Genomic DNA, 17,192 nt, shown 5'->3' on the forward strand with positions numbered 1-17,192 from the left:
TCTGGCGGCCCGCCGCAGGCGCAGAAACCCGCGGGTTCGGGGTGGCTACGGTCGATCATCAACGGCGGCCACCCACGCGGGTAGCGGCTCGCACGCGGTCAGCCATTCGTCGGGGAGTCCGGTCAGTCCGGTACGGGCGGCGACGATCCCGCCGACGATCGCACAGGTGGTGTCGACGTCGCCCCCGGCCATCGCGGTGGCCCACAACGCCTCCGGCAGGTCGTCAAGGTGCCTCGCGGCGCACCAGACCGCGTACGGCACGGTGTCCACCGCCGAGATCTGCCGGCCGCAGCCGAGCATGGCAGCGACATGGCGCGGATCGGCCGACAGCGCGATTCCGGCCGCACGGCGTAGCCGCGCCGCGACCTCGCTGTCGGGTACCCGGCCGGCAACCGCCTCGACCAGGTCACCGGCGGCGACGCCACGCACGCTCAACGCCGCGGCGACAGCGACCGCCACCGCCCCGGCCGCGGCCTCCGCATGGGCGTGCGTCACCACCGCCGACCGGGAAGCCTCGGCCACCACCAGGTCGAGGTCGTCGCAGAACCACGCGCCAAGCGGGGCCACCCGCATGGCGGCGCCGTTGCCCCACGACCCCATCCCGTCGAACTGGCGGCCGGTGACCGCCGCCCATCCCTCACCATCGCCGATGGCGCGCAACACGTCGTGCATGGATGCGCCATAGCAGCGGTACGGATCGGCGGCATACGCGCGGGCGAACTCCGCCGCCAGAGCATCCCGGTCGACGTGACCGTGCCGGTCCAGGATCCGCAGCAGCGACAGCGCCATCGCGGTGTCGTCCGTCCACGGCCACGGTCCGTCCTTGAGGCGTCGCTCGACCAGCGCCTCCTCCAGCGTCCCGGCAGGGCGGAAGAACCACGTCTCACCGAACGCGTCCCCCAGAGCCAGGCCCCGCATCGCCGCCACCGCCGCCGCCCGGTTCACCACCGCACGATCATCGCGCGGGCCAGCCGGTGGGGCCACCGAGATTGCCGGCCGGGCAAGCAGCGGGCCTACGCAAGATCCAGCAGGTGCGTCTCGCCGCCACGAATCATCCAGCCGTCCCAGTAGCCGAGCCGTCCGCACCCGATACACCGGCTCGTGATGGCGATCGCACGGATACCGGCACCGCCGGTGTAGAGGGAGTAGGCCACCGCGACGTTGAAGTCCTCCTCGTCGCCGTCACCGTCGCACTCGCAGACCATGATGCCGTACCTGGCGTCGTCCCAGTACATGCCGCTGTCCGCGATGAAGTGCCCGGCACCGCAGCCGCGGCAGATGCGCCGCGCCGCGTGCTGCTCAAGATCACCATGCACGACGAAGACCTGTCCGCCGCACGACGCACAACCGCACAGCCGTACCTCGTGCACGTCGTGCCCCTCGGCGCCCTGCGCCCTCGCATACTCGGCAAGGTCCTCCAGGTTCTCGCCGACCAGCCCGCCATCGACCTCGCTGATCACCACAGCCGCAATCTCACCATGGCGTGCCCGCGCCGCTACACGCGTGCTCGTAGGCTGCATCTCAGACATGATGGGCAGGAGGACGAGGTGACTGCGACGACGGTGGCCGAGGTGATGGCCGAGTTGGCCACGCTCGAGGGCCCGAGGGCACGCGAGGTCAACGAGAGACACGGCGACGATCACGGCGTGAACCTCAGCATGCTGCGCGCGCTCGCGAAGCGGCTGAAGACGCAGCAGGAACTCGCGCGCCAACTCTGGGAGACGGGTGACACCGCGGCGAGACTGCTGGCCATCCTGATCAGCCGCCCGAAGGCGTTCGAGCGTGACGAACTGGACGGCATGTTGCGCGAGGCGCGCACCCCCAAGGTGCACGACTGGCTGGTGAACTACGTGGTGAAGAAGAACCCACACTCCGAGGAGCTGCGCCTGGCCTGGTTTGCCGATCCGGACCCGGTGGTCGCGAGTGCCGGCTGGGCGCTGACCACCGAACGCGTGGCGAAGCAGCCCGAGAGCCTCGATCTCGCGGGACTGCTCGACGTCATCGAGGCGGAGATGAAAGACGCCCCGGATCGCCTGCAGTGGGCGATGAACCACTGTCTGGCCCAGATCGGGATCGAGCATGCGGGGCACCGCGCCCGCGCGATCGACATCGGCGAGCGTCTGGAGGTGCTCAAGGACTACCCGACTCCGCGGAACTGCACGTCTCCGTTCGCGCCCATCTGGATCGGCGAGATGGTGCGCCGGCAACACCTCAACTAGAAAGACTCCGGCGACCGAGTACCGCGGTACGTGACCGAGAGGCGGCCACGCCCGGCACGCGCTCGTGCCGCTCCACCGTTCGACGGCGTGCCCATGTTCATGCGGTCGCCGGACGGTATTCCATTCCCTCGGGTTCGGGAAGCAGGACCGCGGCATAGCGTTTCTCGGCGGTGATGTCGTCGTCCTCGTCGATTTCGAAGCCGATGAGGGCACGGAGGAACGGCACGTCGGCGTACACGGCGACGGCCAGCTCGGCAAGCCATCGGTCGAGCGGCGCCCGCCAGGTCAGAGACTCGACACCGCTGCGCTCATCGAAGGGATAGCCGCCGATCCTGCGGTCGACCCGGGCCAACGCGCCGAGCGGAAGGTAGAGCTCCACTCTGTCGATGCCCTCGTAGCGGAATGAGTGCGCGCCACAGACCACCCGGTCGCCGGAAGGCAGGGTCAGCGTCCCGCGCAGATGCCCATCCACCTCGAGCGCGACTGCGCCGGGCTCGGCTTCGAACAATCCGGGCCCTACCCGGCACTCTCGGACTCCAGCGGCACGCCACAGGGATCGTACGGCCCGGTCGAACCTGACGTCGTCGGTCGCACCGAGGACCAGCATCAGTTCGTAGAAGCCGCCCGTCCAGTTCCTGGCGTCGCTCATGTCGTCCGTGGCTGTCATTCCACCAAGGTCCACGATCCGACGGCCGGTGTCACCGCTGTTTCAGCGATCACGCACGCACGGACACCACGTCATCGAGTCGGCGACGTGGCCGAACATGGTGTGGTCCATCGAAGAATCGGGAGCTGGCGGGGACGAGGCCGTGCTTCGAATGAAGAGCGGCGCCCCGGACGAAAAGCAGAGAAAGCATTCCCTGCCACTCTTAACGTATAGCGCACCAGGGGTCTTGCGGCAAGACCCGGGTCGTGCTGCAGAATCTCCGGCCGGGGCCAGGAACTGCGGAAACAAGGATCCGCGAAGTAGGTGTGTACGCGAATGCGCGCCGCCGGACCGCGCGGAGCGGCTGGCCGGAAAACAATGGGGGATCTCATGTTCGACGTGATCGTTGCCGGGGGTGGACCGACCGGCCTGATGCTGGCGAGCGAGTTGCGGCTGCACGACGTGCACGTGCTCGTGCTGGAGAAGGATGCGGAGCCGACCAGGGTCGTCCGCGCGCTCGGTCTGCACGTACGCAGCATCGAGGTGATGGCCCAGCGCGGTCTGCTGGAGCGGTTCCTCGCGCACGGGAAGCAGTACCCGGTCGGTGGTTTCTTCGCCGGCATCGACAAGCCCACGCCGGACCGGTTGAACACCGCGCATCCGTACGTCCTCGGCATCCCGCAGCCGGTCACCGATCGCCTGCTGGCCGAGCGTGCCACCGAACTCGGCGTCGAAATCCGGCGCGGCCACGAACTGGTCGGACTGAGCCAGGACGACGACGGGGTGACCGTCGAACTGTCCGACGGCTCACGCCTGCGCTCGCGTTACCTCGTCGGCTGTGACGGCGGCCGCAGCACGGTGCGCAAGCTGGCGGGCGTCGGCTTCCCCGGCGAGCCCAGCCGGGTCGAGCTGCTGCTGGGCGAGATGGAGGTGGGGGTGCCGCTGGAGACGGTGACCGCCGTGGTGGCCGAGATCCGCAAGACCGAGAAGCGGTTCGGCCTCGGGCCGCTCGGGGACGGGGTGTACCGGGTCCTCGTGCCCGCGGAGGGGGTGGCCGCGGACCGCTCGGTCCCACCGACTCTCGAGGAGTTCAAGCAGCGGCTGCGGGTGTTCGCCGGCACCGACTTCGGCGTGCACTCGCCGCGCTGGCTGTCCCGCTTCGGCGACGCCACGCGGCTGGCCGAGCGCTACCGGACCGGCCGGGTGCTGCTGGCCGGCGACGCGGCGCACATCCACCCGCCGACCGGCGGGCAGGGGCTCAACCTCGGCATCCAGGACGCGTTCAACCTCGGCTGGAAACTGGCCGCCGACATCAACGGCTGGGCGCCGGAGGGACTGCTGGACAGCTACCACGCCGAACGGCACCCGGTGGCCGCCGACGTACTGAACAACACGCGGGCGCAGATGGAGCTGCTGTCCACCGAGCCCGGTCCCCTGGCGGTGCGCAAACTGGTGTCGGAGCTGATGGACTTCGAGGAGGTGAACCGGTACCTGATCGAGAAGCTCACCGCGATCGGAGTCCGGTACGACTTCGGCGGAGGGCATGAGCTTGTCGGCCGGCGCATGCGGGACGTGCGGCTGAAGCGGGGGCGACTGTACGAACTGACGCACGGCGGCCGCGGGCTACTGCTCGACCAGACCGGGCGGCTTTCGGTCACGGGCTGGGCGGACCGGGTCGACCACGTCGTCGACGTCAGCGACGAGTTGGACGTGCCCGCCGTGCTGCTGCGGCCGGACGGCCACGTGGCGTGGGTCGGTGACGATCAGCAGGATCTGCTCGACCGGCTACCTCGATGGTTCGGCGCCGCCGTCGGCTGAGTTCGTGACCTCTCGTACGCGGTGGCGCCTGGGCGCGCCGCCGCGTACCCGGTCAGCGGACCTCCGGGCGGCGGCGGGTGTCGACGGTCGCCCCGGCGGTCCGTAGCGTCTCGCGCAGTTCGGACGCCTGTGCCGTACTGAGGCCGGTGACCACGACGCTGGGGCAGGTCTCCAGCAAATGCCTGATCACCTCAAGGAAGTGGTGGAGGACCGGCCAGGGAAGGGTCCACGAGCCGTACGCGGTGAAGACCGCCCTCTCCGCCCAGGGGACCGGAGGGCCGCTGGTCGACGGCAGGTCGGGGATGAGCACTTCGAGGTGGTCGTGGCGAGCATGCACGTCACCGGCCTCGGACAGCTCGTAGCACCAGCAGCCGCGCTCAGCCGAATGGTAGGAGTCGACCTCGAACTGCCGGTCCGCGAAGCGCCACAGGTCGGGTGACGAGGAGAGTTCACCGGTCACCGACCGGCCGTCCACATCGGAGACGATGTCTCCTGAGGTCTCGACGAGACCGACGAAACGCAGAAGTACCGGCCACGGCAGCTGCCCGCCGTCGGTGACCACCCGGACGTGGGTGGACGCCATCGGCGTGAACGGCCCGTCGTACGGCGTCGCGTCAGGAATGACGACAGCGAGCCCGACGAACTCGCCAACCGCGCCCCCTGGCCCGGTCAGTTCGTAGGACCAGGCATCCTCCGGCAGCAGATACATCGAGTTCACCTCGTAAACCCCGCCGTCGAACGTCCACCTCTCCACCGGGCCAGCATGTCAGGGCGGCCGGATGGCGACGAGAAGATAACGCCTCGAACGCGGTGGCTCCGGGCCACCGCGTTTCGGGTGTTCAAGGTGGGGCCTCTCCGGCGGATCGTGCGGGAAGGGGTCAGCGGCGGACGGCGAGGCGGCGGGGTTCGAGGATCGCGGCGATGGCGTAGGCGCCGCCGCCGGCGAACGCGAGGATCCAGAACGGGCCCGGCGTGCTGAGGAAGAGCGACGCGGTGGAGATCAGGGCGAGCCAGCTGCCGAGGGTGTAGTGCAGTACGTTGCGGCGGGCGGCGCCTTCGGCGAGGTAGATCAGGCCGACGACGAACGCGGAGCCGGTCGGCCAGAGGATGGCTTGCAGTTCGGGCATGTCGAGGGTGTTCGCCAGGCCGGTGATGGCGAAGAAGAGTCCGGTGAAGGCGGTGGCCCAGGCAATGCCGAGCAGCTTGCCGGAGAGGGCCTCGGCGCTGGGGGGCGCCCCGTTGGGCACGGGTGGAGGCGATGGTGGCGGCGACCGAGCCGGCCACGATGCCGGTGGCGAGGAACGTCATCGGCAGCCAGCCGGGCAGGTCCAGCAGCGGGTCGGTTCCGTGGGAGACGGCGGCGGCACCGTGCCCGATCAGGTAGGCGAGGGCGAAGCTGACGTAGGCGACGCGGTTGTCGACCTGGTCGGTGAGGCGCGGCTGCTCCTGGCGTCGGCGACGACGGCGGGGACGATGGTGGCGGTGGACATGGTGAACCTCCGGTGGGTTTCCGCCGTTGGGCGTGGGTCGATGGGTGCTCAGGCGGTGGCCGGGCGTGCTTGCGGGGTTCCGGCGGTCGCACCCGGGACGCCGCCGAGCAGCACGGCCGCCTCGCGTAGCGCTTCGTCGAGCGGTTGGGGTCGCCGGCCGAAGGTGGTGGTGGCGGCGGTGGACTCCATGACGAACGGCCGCGCGAACTGGTACGCCGTGGTCTGCAGCTCGCGCAGCATCGGGGAGAGGAAGCCGGCGGCGCGGAAGATCGGACCGGGGATGGTGGCGAGCTTCGGTGCGGGCGCGCCGGCCACCTTGGTGAAGCGGGTGGCGAGTTCCCGGATGGTCAGTGGCGACACGCTGGGTACGTGCCAGGCACGGTTCCACGCCCGCTGGTCGGTGGCGGCGGTGACCAGCATCGCCGCCATGTCGTTGATCGAGGTCCAGGTGTGTGGCACGTCGAGCGGGGCGGGGACGAAGGTACGGCGTCCGGCGAGCAGCGGCTTTCCCATCACGAAGCTGAAGATCGACTGCGCCTGGAGGTAGTCGCTACCGCGTACCTCGGTGACGGCGCGGATCCGGCCGGCACGCTGGGCGGCGAGGGCGTCGCGCCACATGTCGGCGCGCATCTTCAGCTTGGGGTGGGTGGCGGCGAGCGGGTTCTCCTCGGTCATCGGGCCGGTGACCTCGCCGTACCCGTAGAGGCAGCCGGCGATCACCAGGGGGGCGCCGGAGCGTTCGGCGGCGGTGAGCAGCGCGGCGGCCATCGGCGGCCAGTCGGTGAGCCAGCGGTGGTAGGCCGGGTTGAGGCAGTTGTAGATCGCGGTGGCGCCCTGCGCGAGTTCGCCGAGCCGGTCGGCGTCGGTGGCGTCGGCGGCGATCCGCTCGACCCGGGGGTGGGTCGGGCCGCGGCCGGAGCGGCTGACGATCCGGACCTGCTCTCCGCGGTCGGCGAGCTGTCGTGCGGTGGTGGAGCCGACCATGCCGGCGCCGACGATCAGGTGTACGGCCATCGGAGTTCCCCTTCCAGAACGAGAGCACCGCTCTCTTGTGAGACCTATGCTCACCCAGGCACGACCCCGCCGTCAAGAGCAGTGCTCTCGAAAATGTGCGACACTCACCGACATGCCTGCAGCCAGCATCCGGGCCAGGGCCCGAGCCGAGATGATCAACGAGATCAAGACGATCGCCCGCCGCCACCTGGCCGCCGAGGGCGCGAACCTGTCGCTGCGCGCCGTCGCCCGCGACATGGGCATGGTCTCCTCGGCGATCTACCGCTACTTCCCCAGCCGGGACGAGCTGCTCACCGCACTGATCGTCGACGGCTACCACGCCCTCGGCGACGCCGCCGAGGGCGGCGACGCGCAGGTCACCGACCGCGCCGACCTGCGTGGCCGGTGGCTCGCCGTCTCCCACGCGGTACGCCGCTGGGCGCTGACCCACCCCGCCGAGTACGCCCTGCTCTTCGGCAGCCCGGTCCCCGGTTACGCCGCCCCCCAGGAGACCACCGCGGCGGCCGCCCGAACCCCGGCCGCCCTGATCGGGATCCTCATCGACGGCTTCGCCGCCGGCACCCTGCCCGATCCCGGCCCCGGCGAACTACCCGGCCCGGTCCACGCCAACCTGGCCGCCGTCCGCGACAGCCTCTTCGCCGGCCTTCCCGAGGCCCTGCTGGCCCGGGGCGCCACCGGCTGGATCCACTGCTTCGGCGCCGTCAGCTTCGAACTCTTCGGCCAGCTCGACGGCGTGATCGAGGCCCGGGAGGAGTACTTCGACCACCAGATGCGCCGGATGTGCGACCTGATCGGGCTACCCTGACCTTGTCCGCCGTCGTCCGGGACAGGTCCACCGGCACCAGGCGCCACTCCAACTCAGCGGCCGACGGCACCGACAGCTCCGGCAGACAACGGCCCGATCCGGTCGGAGTCACCGCCGAAAGTGTGGGCACCGCCTTCCTGATCCTCCACCATGGACAGGGAGTCAGGTCGTCGCGCGGGCGACTCATTGAGGCGGTTTGCGCCAGAGCATGATCTCGGTGTCCGGCAACTGCTCGGCGAAGACCCCGTCCGGCGACGCGTCGCGCAGCACCCCGCGCAGGTCGTACTCGAACTCGTCGCGCCGGTCGCCGAACAGGTGCGGCGCCGAGTCCGACCGGGAGAACACCCACGCGACGACGTCGTCCGCGCTGCGCTCGACGACCTCGCCGGCCGGCACGATCAACCGCTGGAACCCTTCGAATCCGGCCCGCTCCACCACCAGATCCTCCCGGTCCGGCGTGCCGTTGACGAGCACGCCCTGCCCGGCGCGGCGTACCTCGCCCAGGTAGTCGCGGACCAGCGCGTGGATCCGCCCGAACGGCGGCGCCGGGTGCGGCAGCGGTGCCGGCTGTGCCGGCGGCTCCTTGTGGTCGCTCATGTGCACGAACGCCCCGCCCGGCACCAGCATGTCGAACACGGTCGCGGCCACCCGGTCGCGGTCGGTCCAGTGGAACGACTGCGCGAACAGCACCGTCTGGAACACACCGAGCCCGGCCGGCAGGTCCTCGGCGCGGGCCCCGACCCAGTACGCGTTGTCGACGCCGAGCCGCAGCGCACGGCGACGCGCCTCGGCGAGCATGTCGGGATCCGGGTCGACGCCGACAACCGAGGCGAAGTGTCCGGCGAGTGCCAGGGTGACCGTGCCGGGGCCACATCCGACATCGAGGAGTCGGCCCTGCCCGTCCAGCCCGAGCGTCTCGACGAGCCGGTCGGCGAACCCTGGCGCGTACGGCAGCCGGCCCTGGTCGTAGTAGGCGGCGCTGCCACGGAACAGGGTCTGGTCCCACTGCCAGCCGTCGGGCATGTCCACCTCACTCGAGAAGGTCTGGGTGTCCGCATCTCCCGGGAGTCAACCGGGGAACGGTCGGCGGCCCGACAGCAACTCTACGGATCCGTCGGCTTCGAACACCCAGGTGCGCACCTCACAGAACGGGCCGTTCAACTCGCCGAGCACCCGACCGTCCGGATCCCGCGCGGTCAGCCGCACCGACGACGCACAGTCCCGGGCGGTGGGGATCTCCGTGTAGCTACCGCTGCGTACCCGGTAGATCCCTGGACCCGCGCCACGGTCAACCTCGACGGCCAACTCCACGGCGAGGTGGTTCTCCACCACGGACACGTCCTCCACCGGAGCCTGGTCGGCCATCGGCACACCGAACCGCCAGATCCATCCGGCGCAGCACAGCAACACCGCAAGCACGATCCCGACGGACGCCGCGACCGCCCACCAGATCACCTGCTTATGCTCCCGGGTGATCTCCAGCCTCCCGAAGATCCCGGTGAACGGTGTTCCGCTGTCGGCCCGTCCTGGGTACCGGCTGACCGAGGACGTACAACGGCGCGTCGACCGCGGTCACGGCGGCCAACCGACCCCCCGCTTCACTTCGCCGCGATCGGATACCCGATCGCGGCGACATCCGCGTGCAGTTCGGCAAGGGTCGCTTCCGGGTTCAGGGCCCGCACGACGGTGTCGGTGAGAGGGCGATGCGCGACGACATGCGCGACCGCCTTCGCGTCGATCTCGATCTCGTAGTAGTCCTCGGCGAACTCGACGTACCGGTCGACGGTGTCGTCGAACAGGATTTCGAGCATGCCGGAGCCGTCAGGTCCGGTGCGCTCGTACGGTCCACGTGACGGGGGAAACGTGATGCTCTCCCCTGCCCGCCATGCGTCATCATCGGTAAGCCGCCACAGGACCGCGGTGGCGACGAGTTGTCCCGCCCCGTCGCCGAAAGCCGGTTCCTCGACGTGTGGACGGAACACCGCCGGGATCCCGTCGAGCAGTCCCGGCCACAGCTCGTGGTCCGGATCGCGGTAGGGCGTCATCGCCGACTCGTGGTCGAAGATCCGGATGAACGCACCAGCATCAGTGAACACCACGGCCCACTCGTTGCCGCTGCCGTCGCTCATCAGCGCGGCCTCGTCGTCACCCCACTCGCGGGTGTAGGCGTAGTACGGATCGTCGCCGATGATCTGCTCCAGCACGGCGAGTGCCTGGCAGCGGTCCCGCAGCACGTCGATGGACGGCAGTTTGGCGGCGACGTCGTACACGGTCACCGGGTGACCTTACGCCGCGACGGCGCGGTAGCCGGCGGCCTGGAGGGCGAACAGTTCGGCGTAGTGTCCGCCGGCGGTGATGAGCTGGTCGTGGGTGCCGGACTCGATCAGGTTGCCGTGGTCGAGAACGTAGATGTGGTCGGCGTGCCGGACGTTGGCCAGCCGGTGGGTGATCAGGATCGTGGTCGCCCTGCCCTGCCGGTGCCGGATGGCCTGGAAGAGGGCGTCTTCGGCGCGCGGGTCCAGGGCGGACGACGGCTCGTCCATGATCAGCAGTTCGGCGTCGCGCATGAAGCCGCGGGCGGCGGTGATCCGCTGCCACTGGCCGCCGGACAGGTCCTGGCCGCCGGCGAAGGTCCGGTCGAGCAGGGTCTCGTAGCCGTGCGGCAGGTCGCGGATCATGTCGTGGGCGACCGCCCGTGCGGCGGCGGCCTCGATCCGGGCCTGGTCCGGCTCGGTGTCGGTGTCGCCGATGGCGATGTTGGTCGCGGCGGTGAACGGCCACTTGTGGTACTCCTGCGTGACGACGGCGATCCTGGCCCGCAGCGTGGCCGGGTCCCACCGGCGCAGCTCGGTGCCGTTCCATTCGATGCCGCCGGCGTTCGGGGTCCGTAGTCCGGCGATCATCGCGGCGAGGGTGGTCTTGCCGGAGCCGTTCTCTCCGACGAACGCGACCGTCTGCCCGGCGCGGATGGTGAGCGTGACGTCGTCGACGGCGGGCTCGTCGCGGTCGGGGTAGGACAGGCTGACGCCGCGGACGGTGAGTTGCTGGAGCGCGCCGGGTTCGGGCCGACCGGTGTCGGCCGGGTCGGGCAGGTGGTCGGCGGCCCGCTCCATGAAGCCGGTGTAGTCACCGAAGTGCTGCCCCTCGCTGTAGATCTGGTCGACCTGGAACGTGGCCGTGGCCAGCGCCCGCTGTGCCGCCTGGACCGCGATCACACACGTCGCCGCGGCCGCGAGCGGAATCCGCCCGTTCAGCAGCAGCACCGCCAGCAGGATGTAGACGCCGCCGGTGGCGATCCCGCCGACGACCCTGCCCACGGCGGTGGTCGTGGTGACCCTGCGGGCCAGGGCGATCTGGATCTGGGTCTCGACGCCCATGACCCGGTCGTACTGGTCGAGCAGGAATCCACGCAGCCCGTACGAGCGCAGCTCCGGCGCCGACGCCCGTTCGGCCATCAGCCGGTGCAGGAGCCACAACCGGCGGCGGCGCACCGACCCGGCCAGGTACGTCTGGTAGCGCTGGTGACCGGCCCGCAGCGCCGCGTACCCGCCGGGTGCGGTGGCCAGTAGCAACGCGACCAGCAGCAGCGGATGGATCACCACGACCGCGACCGCCACCGCGAGCAGGCCGGCGACCCCGGCGAGCAGGTTCATCACCCCCTGCACCAGCGAGATCGCCGAGTCGGTGCCGCGTGAGGCGCGTTCCATGTCGTCGGCGAACGCGTCGGCGTCGAAGGCGTCCAGCCGTACCGCGGTGGTCACCTCGAACAGGCCCCGCTCGACCTCCCGGTCCACCCTCGGCGTCAACCCGTTCTGCGCGTACCCGGTCGCGATCCCCAGCCCGGCCCGCACCGCGGTCGCCGCCGCCAACGCCGCCAGGGCCGGTATCGCGGCGGTCACCCGGTCCGGGGTCGGGCCGCCGGCGAACAGTTCCACCAGTACGCGCTGGGTGGCGAGCAGCCCGAAGGCGGCCATCACCCCCGCGCCCACGGTCGCGACACCGACCGCCGACGTACGGACCCGGTCGGCCCGCCAGCTGATCGCCAACGCCGTCACCACCAGGCGTGGCAGCTCGGCGAACACCGCGAGCACGCCGGCGCCGGCGCGGGCCTGCCATCCGGACTCCCACCACATCTCCCGCAGCTCCGGCAGGACCGACACCTGCGAATCTCCGCCGTCCGTGTCCGGCCCCCCGCTGCTGTGGATCTTCGCTTTGGTCGTCGGTGCTGTCACGCTGAACCTCCCCCGTCGCGGACACAAGGATCGGACGGTGACCGCTGTTGGCGACAGGGCACCAAGTCCCACCCCGGAGACTGTCGATGCGGTCCGGGATTGGGAAGACCGAGATGTGGGGATGTCGAGCAGGCGCCAGAACCGTCCAACGTCCCAAACCATGCCCGCTACGTGGCGTCCTCCGGACCCGGCGCCGACGGAACGGGCGGCTTGAACCGCCGGTCCGGTCCGTCCGGCGCTGGCTACATTCGGTTGGTGCAGGAGTTGTTCGAGCGGGCCGGGGCGCTGCGTGCGGCGTACCAGCGGGTGGACTGGGCGTCTACGCCGTTGGGGCCGGTCGAGTCGTGGACCCCGACGCTGCGCGCGACGGTGGACCTGGCTCTTCAGACGCGGTTCCCCGTCACGCTGTTCTGGGGGCCGGAGCTGGTACTGGTCTACAACGAGGCGTACGTCCCGATGATCGGTGACAAGCATCCCGCCGCTCTCGGTACGCCGGCGTCGGCGGTGTTCTCGGAGATCTGGGACAGCATCGGGCCCATGCTGACCGGTGTGCTGTCCGGCGAGCGGGCGACGTGGTCGGAAGACCTTGAGCTGTTCATGGACCGGCACGGGTTCGCCGAGCAGTGCTTCTTCACGTTCTCCTACTCGGCGGTACGCAGTCCGGAGGGGCAGGTCGAGGGTGTCATCGACATCGCTGCCGAAACCACGGGGCAGGTGGTGTCCCGTCGCCGGCTGGTGCTGCTGGCCCAACTGACCGAGGCGCTCAAGGACCTCGACGACCCGCAGCGGATCCTGCGGCAGGCTGTCACGGTGCTGCGGGCCAACGCCCAGGACCTGCTGGATGCCGACATACTGCTGCCCGCAGTCGCCGTCCGCGAGAGCGCGACGGCGTTGCCGGCTGTGCCGCCGTCGGTGTCCGGAGACCGGGACATGGTCGTCGAGGAGCTGGGCGGACGGACGGTGGTGCGGCTGCGGCTGGCCACATCGTCACCGGTGCGGCAGAACCCGGTCCTGGTGGCCAGGCTCAACCCGCATCTGCCCGTCGACGACGGCTACATCCGGTTCGTACGGCTGGTCGGTGTGGCGATCACGCAGGCGTTCGACCGGGCCCAGGCCCGGCAGACCGAACGGCGTATCGCCGAACTCGAACGGCAGATGTCCGAGTCGCTGCAGCGAAGTCTGCTCACCCCGCCGGCCCGGCCCGAGCACGTCGAGGTGGCGGTGCGTTACCAGCCCGCCGCGGCGCAGATGCAGGTCGGCGGCGACTGGTACGACGCGTTCCTGCTTCCTGACGGTGTTCTGGCGCTGGTCATCGGTGACGTCACCGGCCATGACCCGCGCGCCGCGGCAGGCATGGCCCAGATCCGAAACCTGCTGCGCGGGGTGGCCACCACGCTGCGCAAGCCGCCCAGTTTCGTGCTCGCCGCCCTGGACACGGCCCTGGACACCCTGGCGGTCAACGCCCTCGCCACCGCCGTGCTCGCCCACGTCGAACAGAGCGACGAGCAGGCCACGGATCGCCGGTGGACCCTGCGGTGGTCGAACGCCGGGCATCCGCCACCGGTGCTCATCCGACCCGACGGCGTCGCCACGCTGCTGTGGACACCCACGGACACCATGCTCGGTGTGCAGCCCGATGCCGTACGGCGTGACCACGCCGCCACCCTGGAGCCGGGCTCCACCGTGGTTCTCTACACAGACGGGCTCATCGACCGTCGCGGCGTGCTGATCGATGACGGCCTGGCCGACCTCACCCGTGCGCTCACCGACCGGCAGAGCCTGTCCGCCGAACAGGTGTGTGACCACCTGCTCGCCCGCTACGCCGACCAAAGCGATGACGACATCGCCCTGGTCGTGCTGCGTGTCCCTCCGGACATCGCCGCCGACGTCGAACGTCGCGATGCGCACGCCTAGCCGAGGGGCCTTGTCGGCAGGAATCTAGGGTTCCAGTTCGCGGGTGAACAGGTGGGCGGGGCGGCCGCCCAACGTGGTTTCGCCGACGACCGTGAAGCCGTTGCGGAGCAGGACCGTCCTGGAGCCGTGGTTGTCCGTGGTGGTGGCCGCATGGAGGCGTTCGAGGCCGTACGCGGAGCGGGCGAGGTGGCAGGCCTGGCGGACAGCTTCGGTGGCCAGGCCGCGGCCGGCGAAGTCGCGGGCGATCCGGTAGCCGATCTCGGCTTCGCCACCGCTGATGTGGGTGAGGTTGACCCGGCCGATGATCGTGCCGTCGTCGGCGGTCAGGACGTGGAAGCGGTCGGTGCCTGCTTCCTGCAGCGCGAGCAGGGCGGTGTGGCGGGCGGGATAGTCGGTGAAGAAGTCGTCGCCCCGGTCGGGAACTGTCGCGGCGAAGTAGTCGCGGTTCACCGTCTCGAAGTCGAGGACGGCGTCGCGGTGCCGGGCGCCGAGTTGCTGCAGTTGCACACGGTGACGTTACCGAACCTGGAGGGGGCGGCGACGCTGGTCCGCCCGCCGGTTCACTGCATCGCGGTCGCCGGCGGGTGGTCGAACGACGTCGGGCACACGAAGATGTACAGCGAATACCCTCGGCCGATGGTCACCCCGACCGGGTTCACCGGCGCCCCGGCCGGTTCTCCGACGGCACGCCACACGTCGCTGCCGCCGTACTCGCTGGAATCGGCGGTCAGCAGCAGCGTCATCGCCGTACCACACACGGTGCAGTCGACAGGGTGCCAGTCGGTGAGCGACCAGTTCGCGAAGCCGCCGACCTTCCAGCCCGGCGCCAGCGACAGGTCGACCTGGTAGTTGACGTCGGATTCCTCCTCCCAGTCGGACAGCCGCCGGTCGAGGTCCTCGGGCAGCAGGCCGCCGTACTGGTGTTCCCGTACCGGCTCGGGGTGCACCACACACGCCGTGGGCAGGTAGTCGTCGTACACCACGGCCGGCTCGGGCACCTCGGCGACCTGGCCGGTGATCTCGGCGACCCGCCGCCAGCGCACCTCGACCCGCGGGTTGTAGCCGGTCTCCGGGTGGTCCAGCGGACACCAGAGGACCTGGAGCAGATCGCAGTCAGCCGGTCCGGCGAAGTCCGGGACGTCCCGCCGGTACAGCTGTGCCACCGGTACCAACGCGATCGGCCCGTCGGCCAACGCTTCCGGCTCGCTGTGGTCGGACGCCGGCAGCTCGGCGCGTTCCGCCTCGGTCAACTCGTACGGCTGGCCGGTGGCCGCCGCCCGTGCCTTCGCCGCCGCGTAGATCCGGCGCTGCCGCCGCACCGTCGCGGGGGTCGACAGGTGGTTGACGTAGTGCTCCCGGTCGACGCAGAACGGCCACGGCTCGTCGGCCGGCCAGCGCAGCGGACCGCCGATCGAGCTGTCCTGCGTGCCGGGGTTTCCGCGCCGTGGGTGCAGTCTCGTCGCCGTGGTCGCGTAGTCACGCAGTTCCGGAAACAGCTCTTCGATGTCCACCGGCGGGGGTGGCGTCGTGGGAACTGATGATCGGTCCAACTCGTTCTCCAGTTCCACCCGGCCGGGCTGTTCCGCCGGCAGCACGGTCGCGGCGTGAACCCTATCGCCCGATGCGGGCGGCCGGGTCCGGGCGGCTGAGGTGAACCAGGCCAGCATGGTGTCGCTGCCCGGCCGTGCTCGATCTTTCGCCGGCACGGCCGGGCAGCGCCCGTGGTCGGATCGCTACGGCCCTTCGCGCAGGAGTTGGGCCTCGGTCTTGGTGATGGCGGGCAGCTCCTGCGCGGTGTCGCGCAGGGTTGCCGGCAGGGATCCGCTGGCCACGTCGACCTTCTGGAAGGCGGTGGCGCCGGCCGTCTTGGCGTAGACGCCGGCCGGGCCGCCGACCACGACGTAGCCGCCGGCGGGGTCGTTGGGGCCGTACATGGCGGGGGTGACGAAGAGCAGGAAGGGGCCGCCGGACAGCAGGCCGAGCTCGCCGGTGGCGTGGTCGATGCCGGGGCTGACGAGGTCGATCTCGCGCGCGGTGAGGGTGCCCTGGACGACCTTGGTGACGGTCAGCTTGACGTACACGGTCGGCGCCGAGTCGGGCTCGCCGTGCTCGGCCGGCAGCGGCCGGCTGTGCGACTTGCCGGTGGGGGTGGCGACGATGATCGCGCTGGCCTTGTCGGCGAGTTGCTGGACCGACGTGTACATGTGCGCGCGGGTGCCTTCGATGTCGAACTGCGGCAGCTGGGAGCCTGCCTGGTCCGGGGTGCCGCAGGCCGAAAAGGAGGCGGCGATCAGTACGGCGGTGGCGAGTACGCCGATTCGGGGTCGGTCAGTAGAGCGCATTGATGCCTGCCCTGTCGTCGCTTTGCGGGGTCGTGACGCCTGCGCTGTGCCGGTTGCTGTCGTACGGGTACATGAGCTTGATCGGTGTCGTCGTGGTGTGCGCCAGGCCGAGGGCGTGTCCGAACTCATGTGCCGCCACCCCCTGCTTCTGGGCGTTGCTGTAGCCGCTGATCGCCGTCCAGTTGAGGACCACCTCGACCTGGCCGGCGGTGAAGATGCCGCCGGGGCAGGGCGGCATGTCCTGCAGGGTGCCACGGTGGCGGGTCACGCCGGTCCAGACGACGGTGTTGCCGCGGCTCTCGTTCGTCGCGTGGATGTGGACGTTGGAGTTGATCCAGGTCAGTGACGCGTCGAGGCCGGCCCAGGAGTCACCGGCGTTGAGCCAGGTCGGGAACGACAGCAGGGGTGACGGTACGTAGTACCGGACCGCGGAGGTGTTCCACTTGCATCCGATGAACGCGTAGGCGTTCGCGCTCTGCTGGATGACCACGACCGACAGGGCGCCCAGCAGCGCGGCGGTCGCCAGGCCGACCGCCCGCCGCCATGTTCTGGTTCTTGTGACCGGCCCCTTCGGGCCTGAACCGGTTGGACTGATTCGCATTCCGCCTGCCTCCTTCGTCCCGGAGCAGTCGGGGGCCTGGCCGGGCCAGTCTGTCGTCGCCATCACGTTTGGCGGCACCCCCGCAATGACCGAAGGTAGGAAGCTCGCACC

At 70.4% G+C, this 17,192-nt stretch carries 18 protein-coding genes; 4 read left to right on the top strand and 14 right to left on the bottom strand.

Features of this window, described 5'->3' with window-relative positions; all coding sequences use genetic code 11:
* Window positions 1-45 precede the first annotated feature (45 nt).
* Both Prubr_RS09225 and Prubr_RS09230 read right to left on the bottom strand, forming a co-directional pair.
* Window positions 46-918: an ADP-ribosylglycohydrolase family protein gene (locus Prubr_RS09225; protein WP_212827769.1), complete on the bottom strand. Its 873-nt coding sequence runs from the start codon at window positions 916-918 to the stop codon at window positions 46-48.
* 95 nt (window positions 919-1,013) lie between these two features.
* The gene (locus Prubr_RS09230) at window positions 1,014-1,529 is read right to left on the bottom strand and encodes a hypothetical protein (protein WP_212828997.1); all 516 of its coding nucleotides are present in this window, start codon (window positions 1,527-1,529) and stop codon (window positions 1,014-1,016) included.
* 18 nt (window positions 1,530-1,547) lie between these two features.
* Between Prubr_RS09230 and Prubr_RS09235 the strand changes: the two genes are divergently transcribed.
* The gene (locus tag Prubr_RS09235; protein WP_246568484.1) at window positions 1,548-2,219 is read left to right on the top strand and encodes a DNA alkylation repair protein; all 672 of its coding nucleotides are present in this window, start codon (window positions 1,548-1,550) and stop codon (window positions 2,217-2,219) included.
* Window positions 2,220-2,316: 97 nt separating this feature from the next.
* Here Prubr_RS09235 and Prubr_RS09240 read toward each other — a convergent pair whose 3' ends face one another.
* Entirely contained in the window at window positions 2,317-2,886 is a 570-nt protein-coding gene (locus Prubr_RS09240) for a hypothetical protein (protein ID WP_212823846.1), read from the bottom strand.
* Between the two features lie 369 nt (window positions 2,887-3,255).
* Here Prubr_RS09240 and rox point away from each other — a divergent pair, with 369 nt between their 5' ends.
* Complete coding sequence (gene rox, locus Prubr_RS09245; protein ID WP_212823849.1) at window positions 3,256-4,683, top strand: rifampin monooxygenase; 1,428 nt, start codon at window positions 3,256-3,258, stop codon at window positions 4,681-4,683.
* 52 nt (window positions 4,684-4,735) lie between these two features.
* Here the strand turns inward: rox and Prubr_RS09250 are convergent, their stop codons facing one another.
* The 3 genes from Prubr_RS09250 to Prubr_RS09260 all read right to left on the bottom strand — a co-directional run bounded on the left by Prubr_RS09250 (window position 4,736) and on the right by Prubr_RS09260 (window position 7,187).
* Window positions 4,736-5,437, bottom strand: a complete 702-nt coding sequence (locus Prubr_RS09250; RefSeq protein WP_212823851.1) for an uL10 family ribosomal protein — start codon at window positions 5,435-5,437, stop codon at window positions 4,736-4,738.
* A 124-nt stretch (window positions 5,438-5,561) separates the two neighbouring features.
* A complete protein-coding gene (locus Prubr_RS09255; RefSeq protein ID WP_212823854.1) occupies window positions 5,562-5,930 on the bottom strand; it encodes a hypothetical protein in 369 nt (122 codons plus the stop codon).
* 291 nt (window positions 5,931-6,221) lie between these two features.
* Window positions 6,222-7,187 carry an NAD-dependent epimerase/dehydratase family protein gene (locus Prubr_RS09260; protein WP_212823856.1) on the bottom strand — a complete coding sequence of 322 codons (966 nt, stop codon included), beginning with the start codon at window positions 7,185-7,187 and terminating at the stop codon, window positions 6,222-6,224.
* A gap of 112 nt (window positions 7,188-7,299) precedes the next feature.
* Between Prubr_RS09260 and Prubr_RS09265 the strand changes: the two genes are divergently transcribed.
* Window positions 7,300-7,992, top strand: a complete 693-nt coding sequence (locus Prubr_RS09265; protein ID WP_212823859.1) for a TetR/AcrR family transcriptional regulator — start codon at window positions 7,300-7,302, stop codon at window positions 7,990-7,992.
* Window positions 7,993-8,175: 183 nt separating this feature from the next.
* On the opposite strand, the gene Prubr_RS09270 is transcribed toward Prubr_RS09265, so the two are convergent.
* The 4 genes from Prubr_RS09270 to Prubr_RS09285 all read right to left on the bottom strand — a co-directional run bounded on the left by Prubr_RS09270 (window position 8,176) and on the right by Prubr_RS09285 (window position 12,125).
* On the bottom strand, window positions 8,176-9,015 hold the full coding sequence (locus tag Prubr_RS09270) for a class I SAM-dependent methyltransferase (RefSeq protein ID WP_212823861.1): 840 nt from the start codon (window positions 9,013-9,015) through the stop codon (window positions 8,176-8,178).
* Between the two features lie 45 nt (window positions 9,016-9,060).
* Window positions 9,061-9,447 carry a hypothetical protein gene (locus tag Prubr_RS09275; RefSeq protein ID WP_212823864.1) on the bottom strand — a complete coding sequence of 129 codons (387 nt, stop codon included), beginning with the start codon at window positions 9,445-9,447 and terminating at the stop codon, window positions 9,061-9,063.
* 143 nt (window positions 9,448-9,590) lie between these two features.
* Complete coding sequence (locus Prubr_RS09280) at window positions 9,591-10,268, bottom strand: hypothetical protein (RefSeq protein ID WP_212823867.1); 678 nt, start codon at window positions 10,266-10,268, stop codon at window positions 9,591-9,593.
* A gap of 9 nt (window positions 10,269-10,277) precedes the next feature.
* Window positions 10,278-12,125, bottom strand: a complete 1,848-nt coding sequence (locus Prubr_RS09285) for an ABC transporter ATP-binding protein (protein ID WP_212827774.1) — start codon at window positions 12,123-12,125, stop codon at window positions 10,278-10,280.
* A 354-nt stretch (window positions 12,126-12,479) separates the two neighbouring features.
* Between Prubr_RS09285 and Prubr_RS09290 the strand changes: the two genes are divergently transcribed.
* On the top strand, window positions 12,480-14,138 hold the full coding sequence (locus Prubr_RS09290; protein ID WP_212823869.1) for a PP2C family protein-serine/threonine phosphatase: 1,659 nt from the start codon (window positions 12,480-12,482) through the stop codon (window positions 14,136-14,138).
* A gap of 24 nt (window positions 14,139-14,162) precedes the next feature.
* On the opposite strand, the gene Prubr_RS09295 is transcribed toward Prubr_RS09290, so the two are convergent.
* The 4 genes from Prubr_RS09295 to Prubr_RS09310 form a co-directional block, all read right to left on the bottom strand.
* On the bottom strand, window positions 14,163-14,645 hold the full coding sequence (locus Prubr_RS09295; RefSeq protein WP_212823872.1) for a GNAT family N-acetyltransferase: 483 nt from the start codon (window positions 14,643-14,645) through the stop codon (window positions 14,163-14,165).
* A 53-nt stretch (window positions 14,646-14,698) separates the two neighbouring features.
* Complete coding sequence (locus tag Prubr_RS09300) at window positions 14,699-15,733, bottom strand: hypothetical protein (protein WP_212823874.1); 1,035 nt, start codon at window positions 15,731-15,733, stop codon at window positions 14,699-14,701.
* Window positions 15,734-15,871: 138 nt separating this feature from the next.
* The gene (locus Prubr_RS09305; RefSeq protein WP_212823886.1) at window positions 15,872-16,480 is read right to left on the bottom strand and encodes a hypothetical protein; all 609 of its coding nucleotides are present in this window, start codon (window positions 16,478-16,480) and stop codon (window positions 15,872-15,874) included.
* Entirely contained in the window at window positions 16,467-17,081 is a 615-nt protein-coding gene (locus tag Prubr_RS09310; RefSeq protein WP_212823888.1) for a matrixin family metalloprotease, read from the bottom strand. Before Prubr_RS09310 ends, Prubr_RS09305 begins: the two co-directional genes overlap by 14 nt.
* Window positions 17,082-17,192 lie beyond the last annotated feature (111 nt).

Source organism: Polymorphospora rubra (assembly GCF_018324255.1).
GTDB classification, from domain to species: Bacteria; Actinomycetota; Actinomycetes; order Mycobacteriales; family Micromonosporaceae; genus Polymorphospora; species Polymorphospora rubra.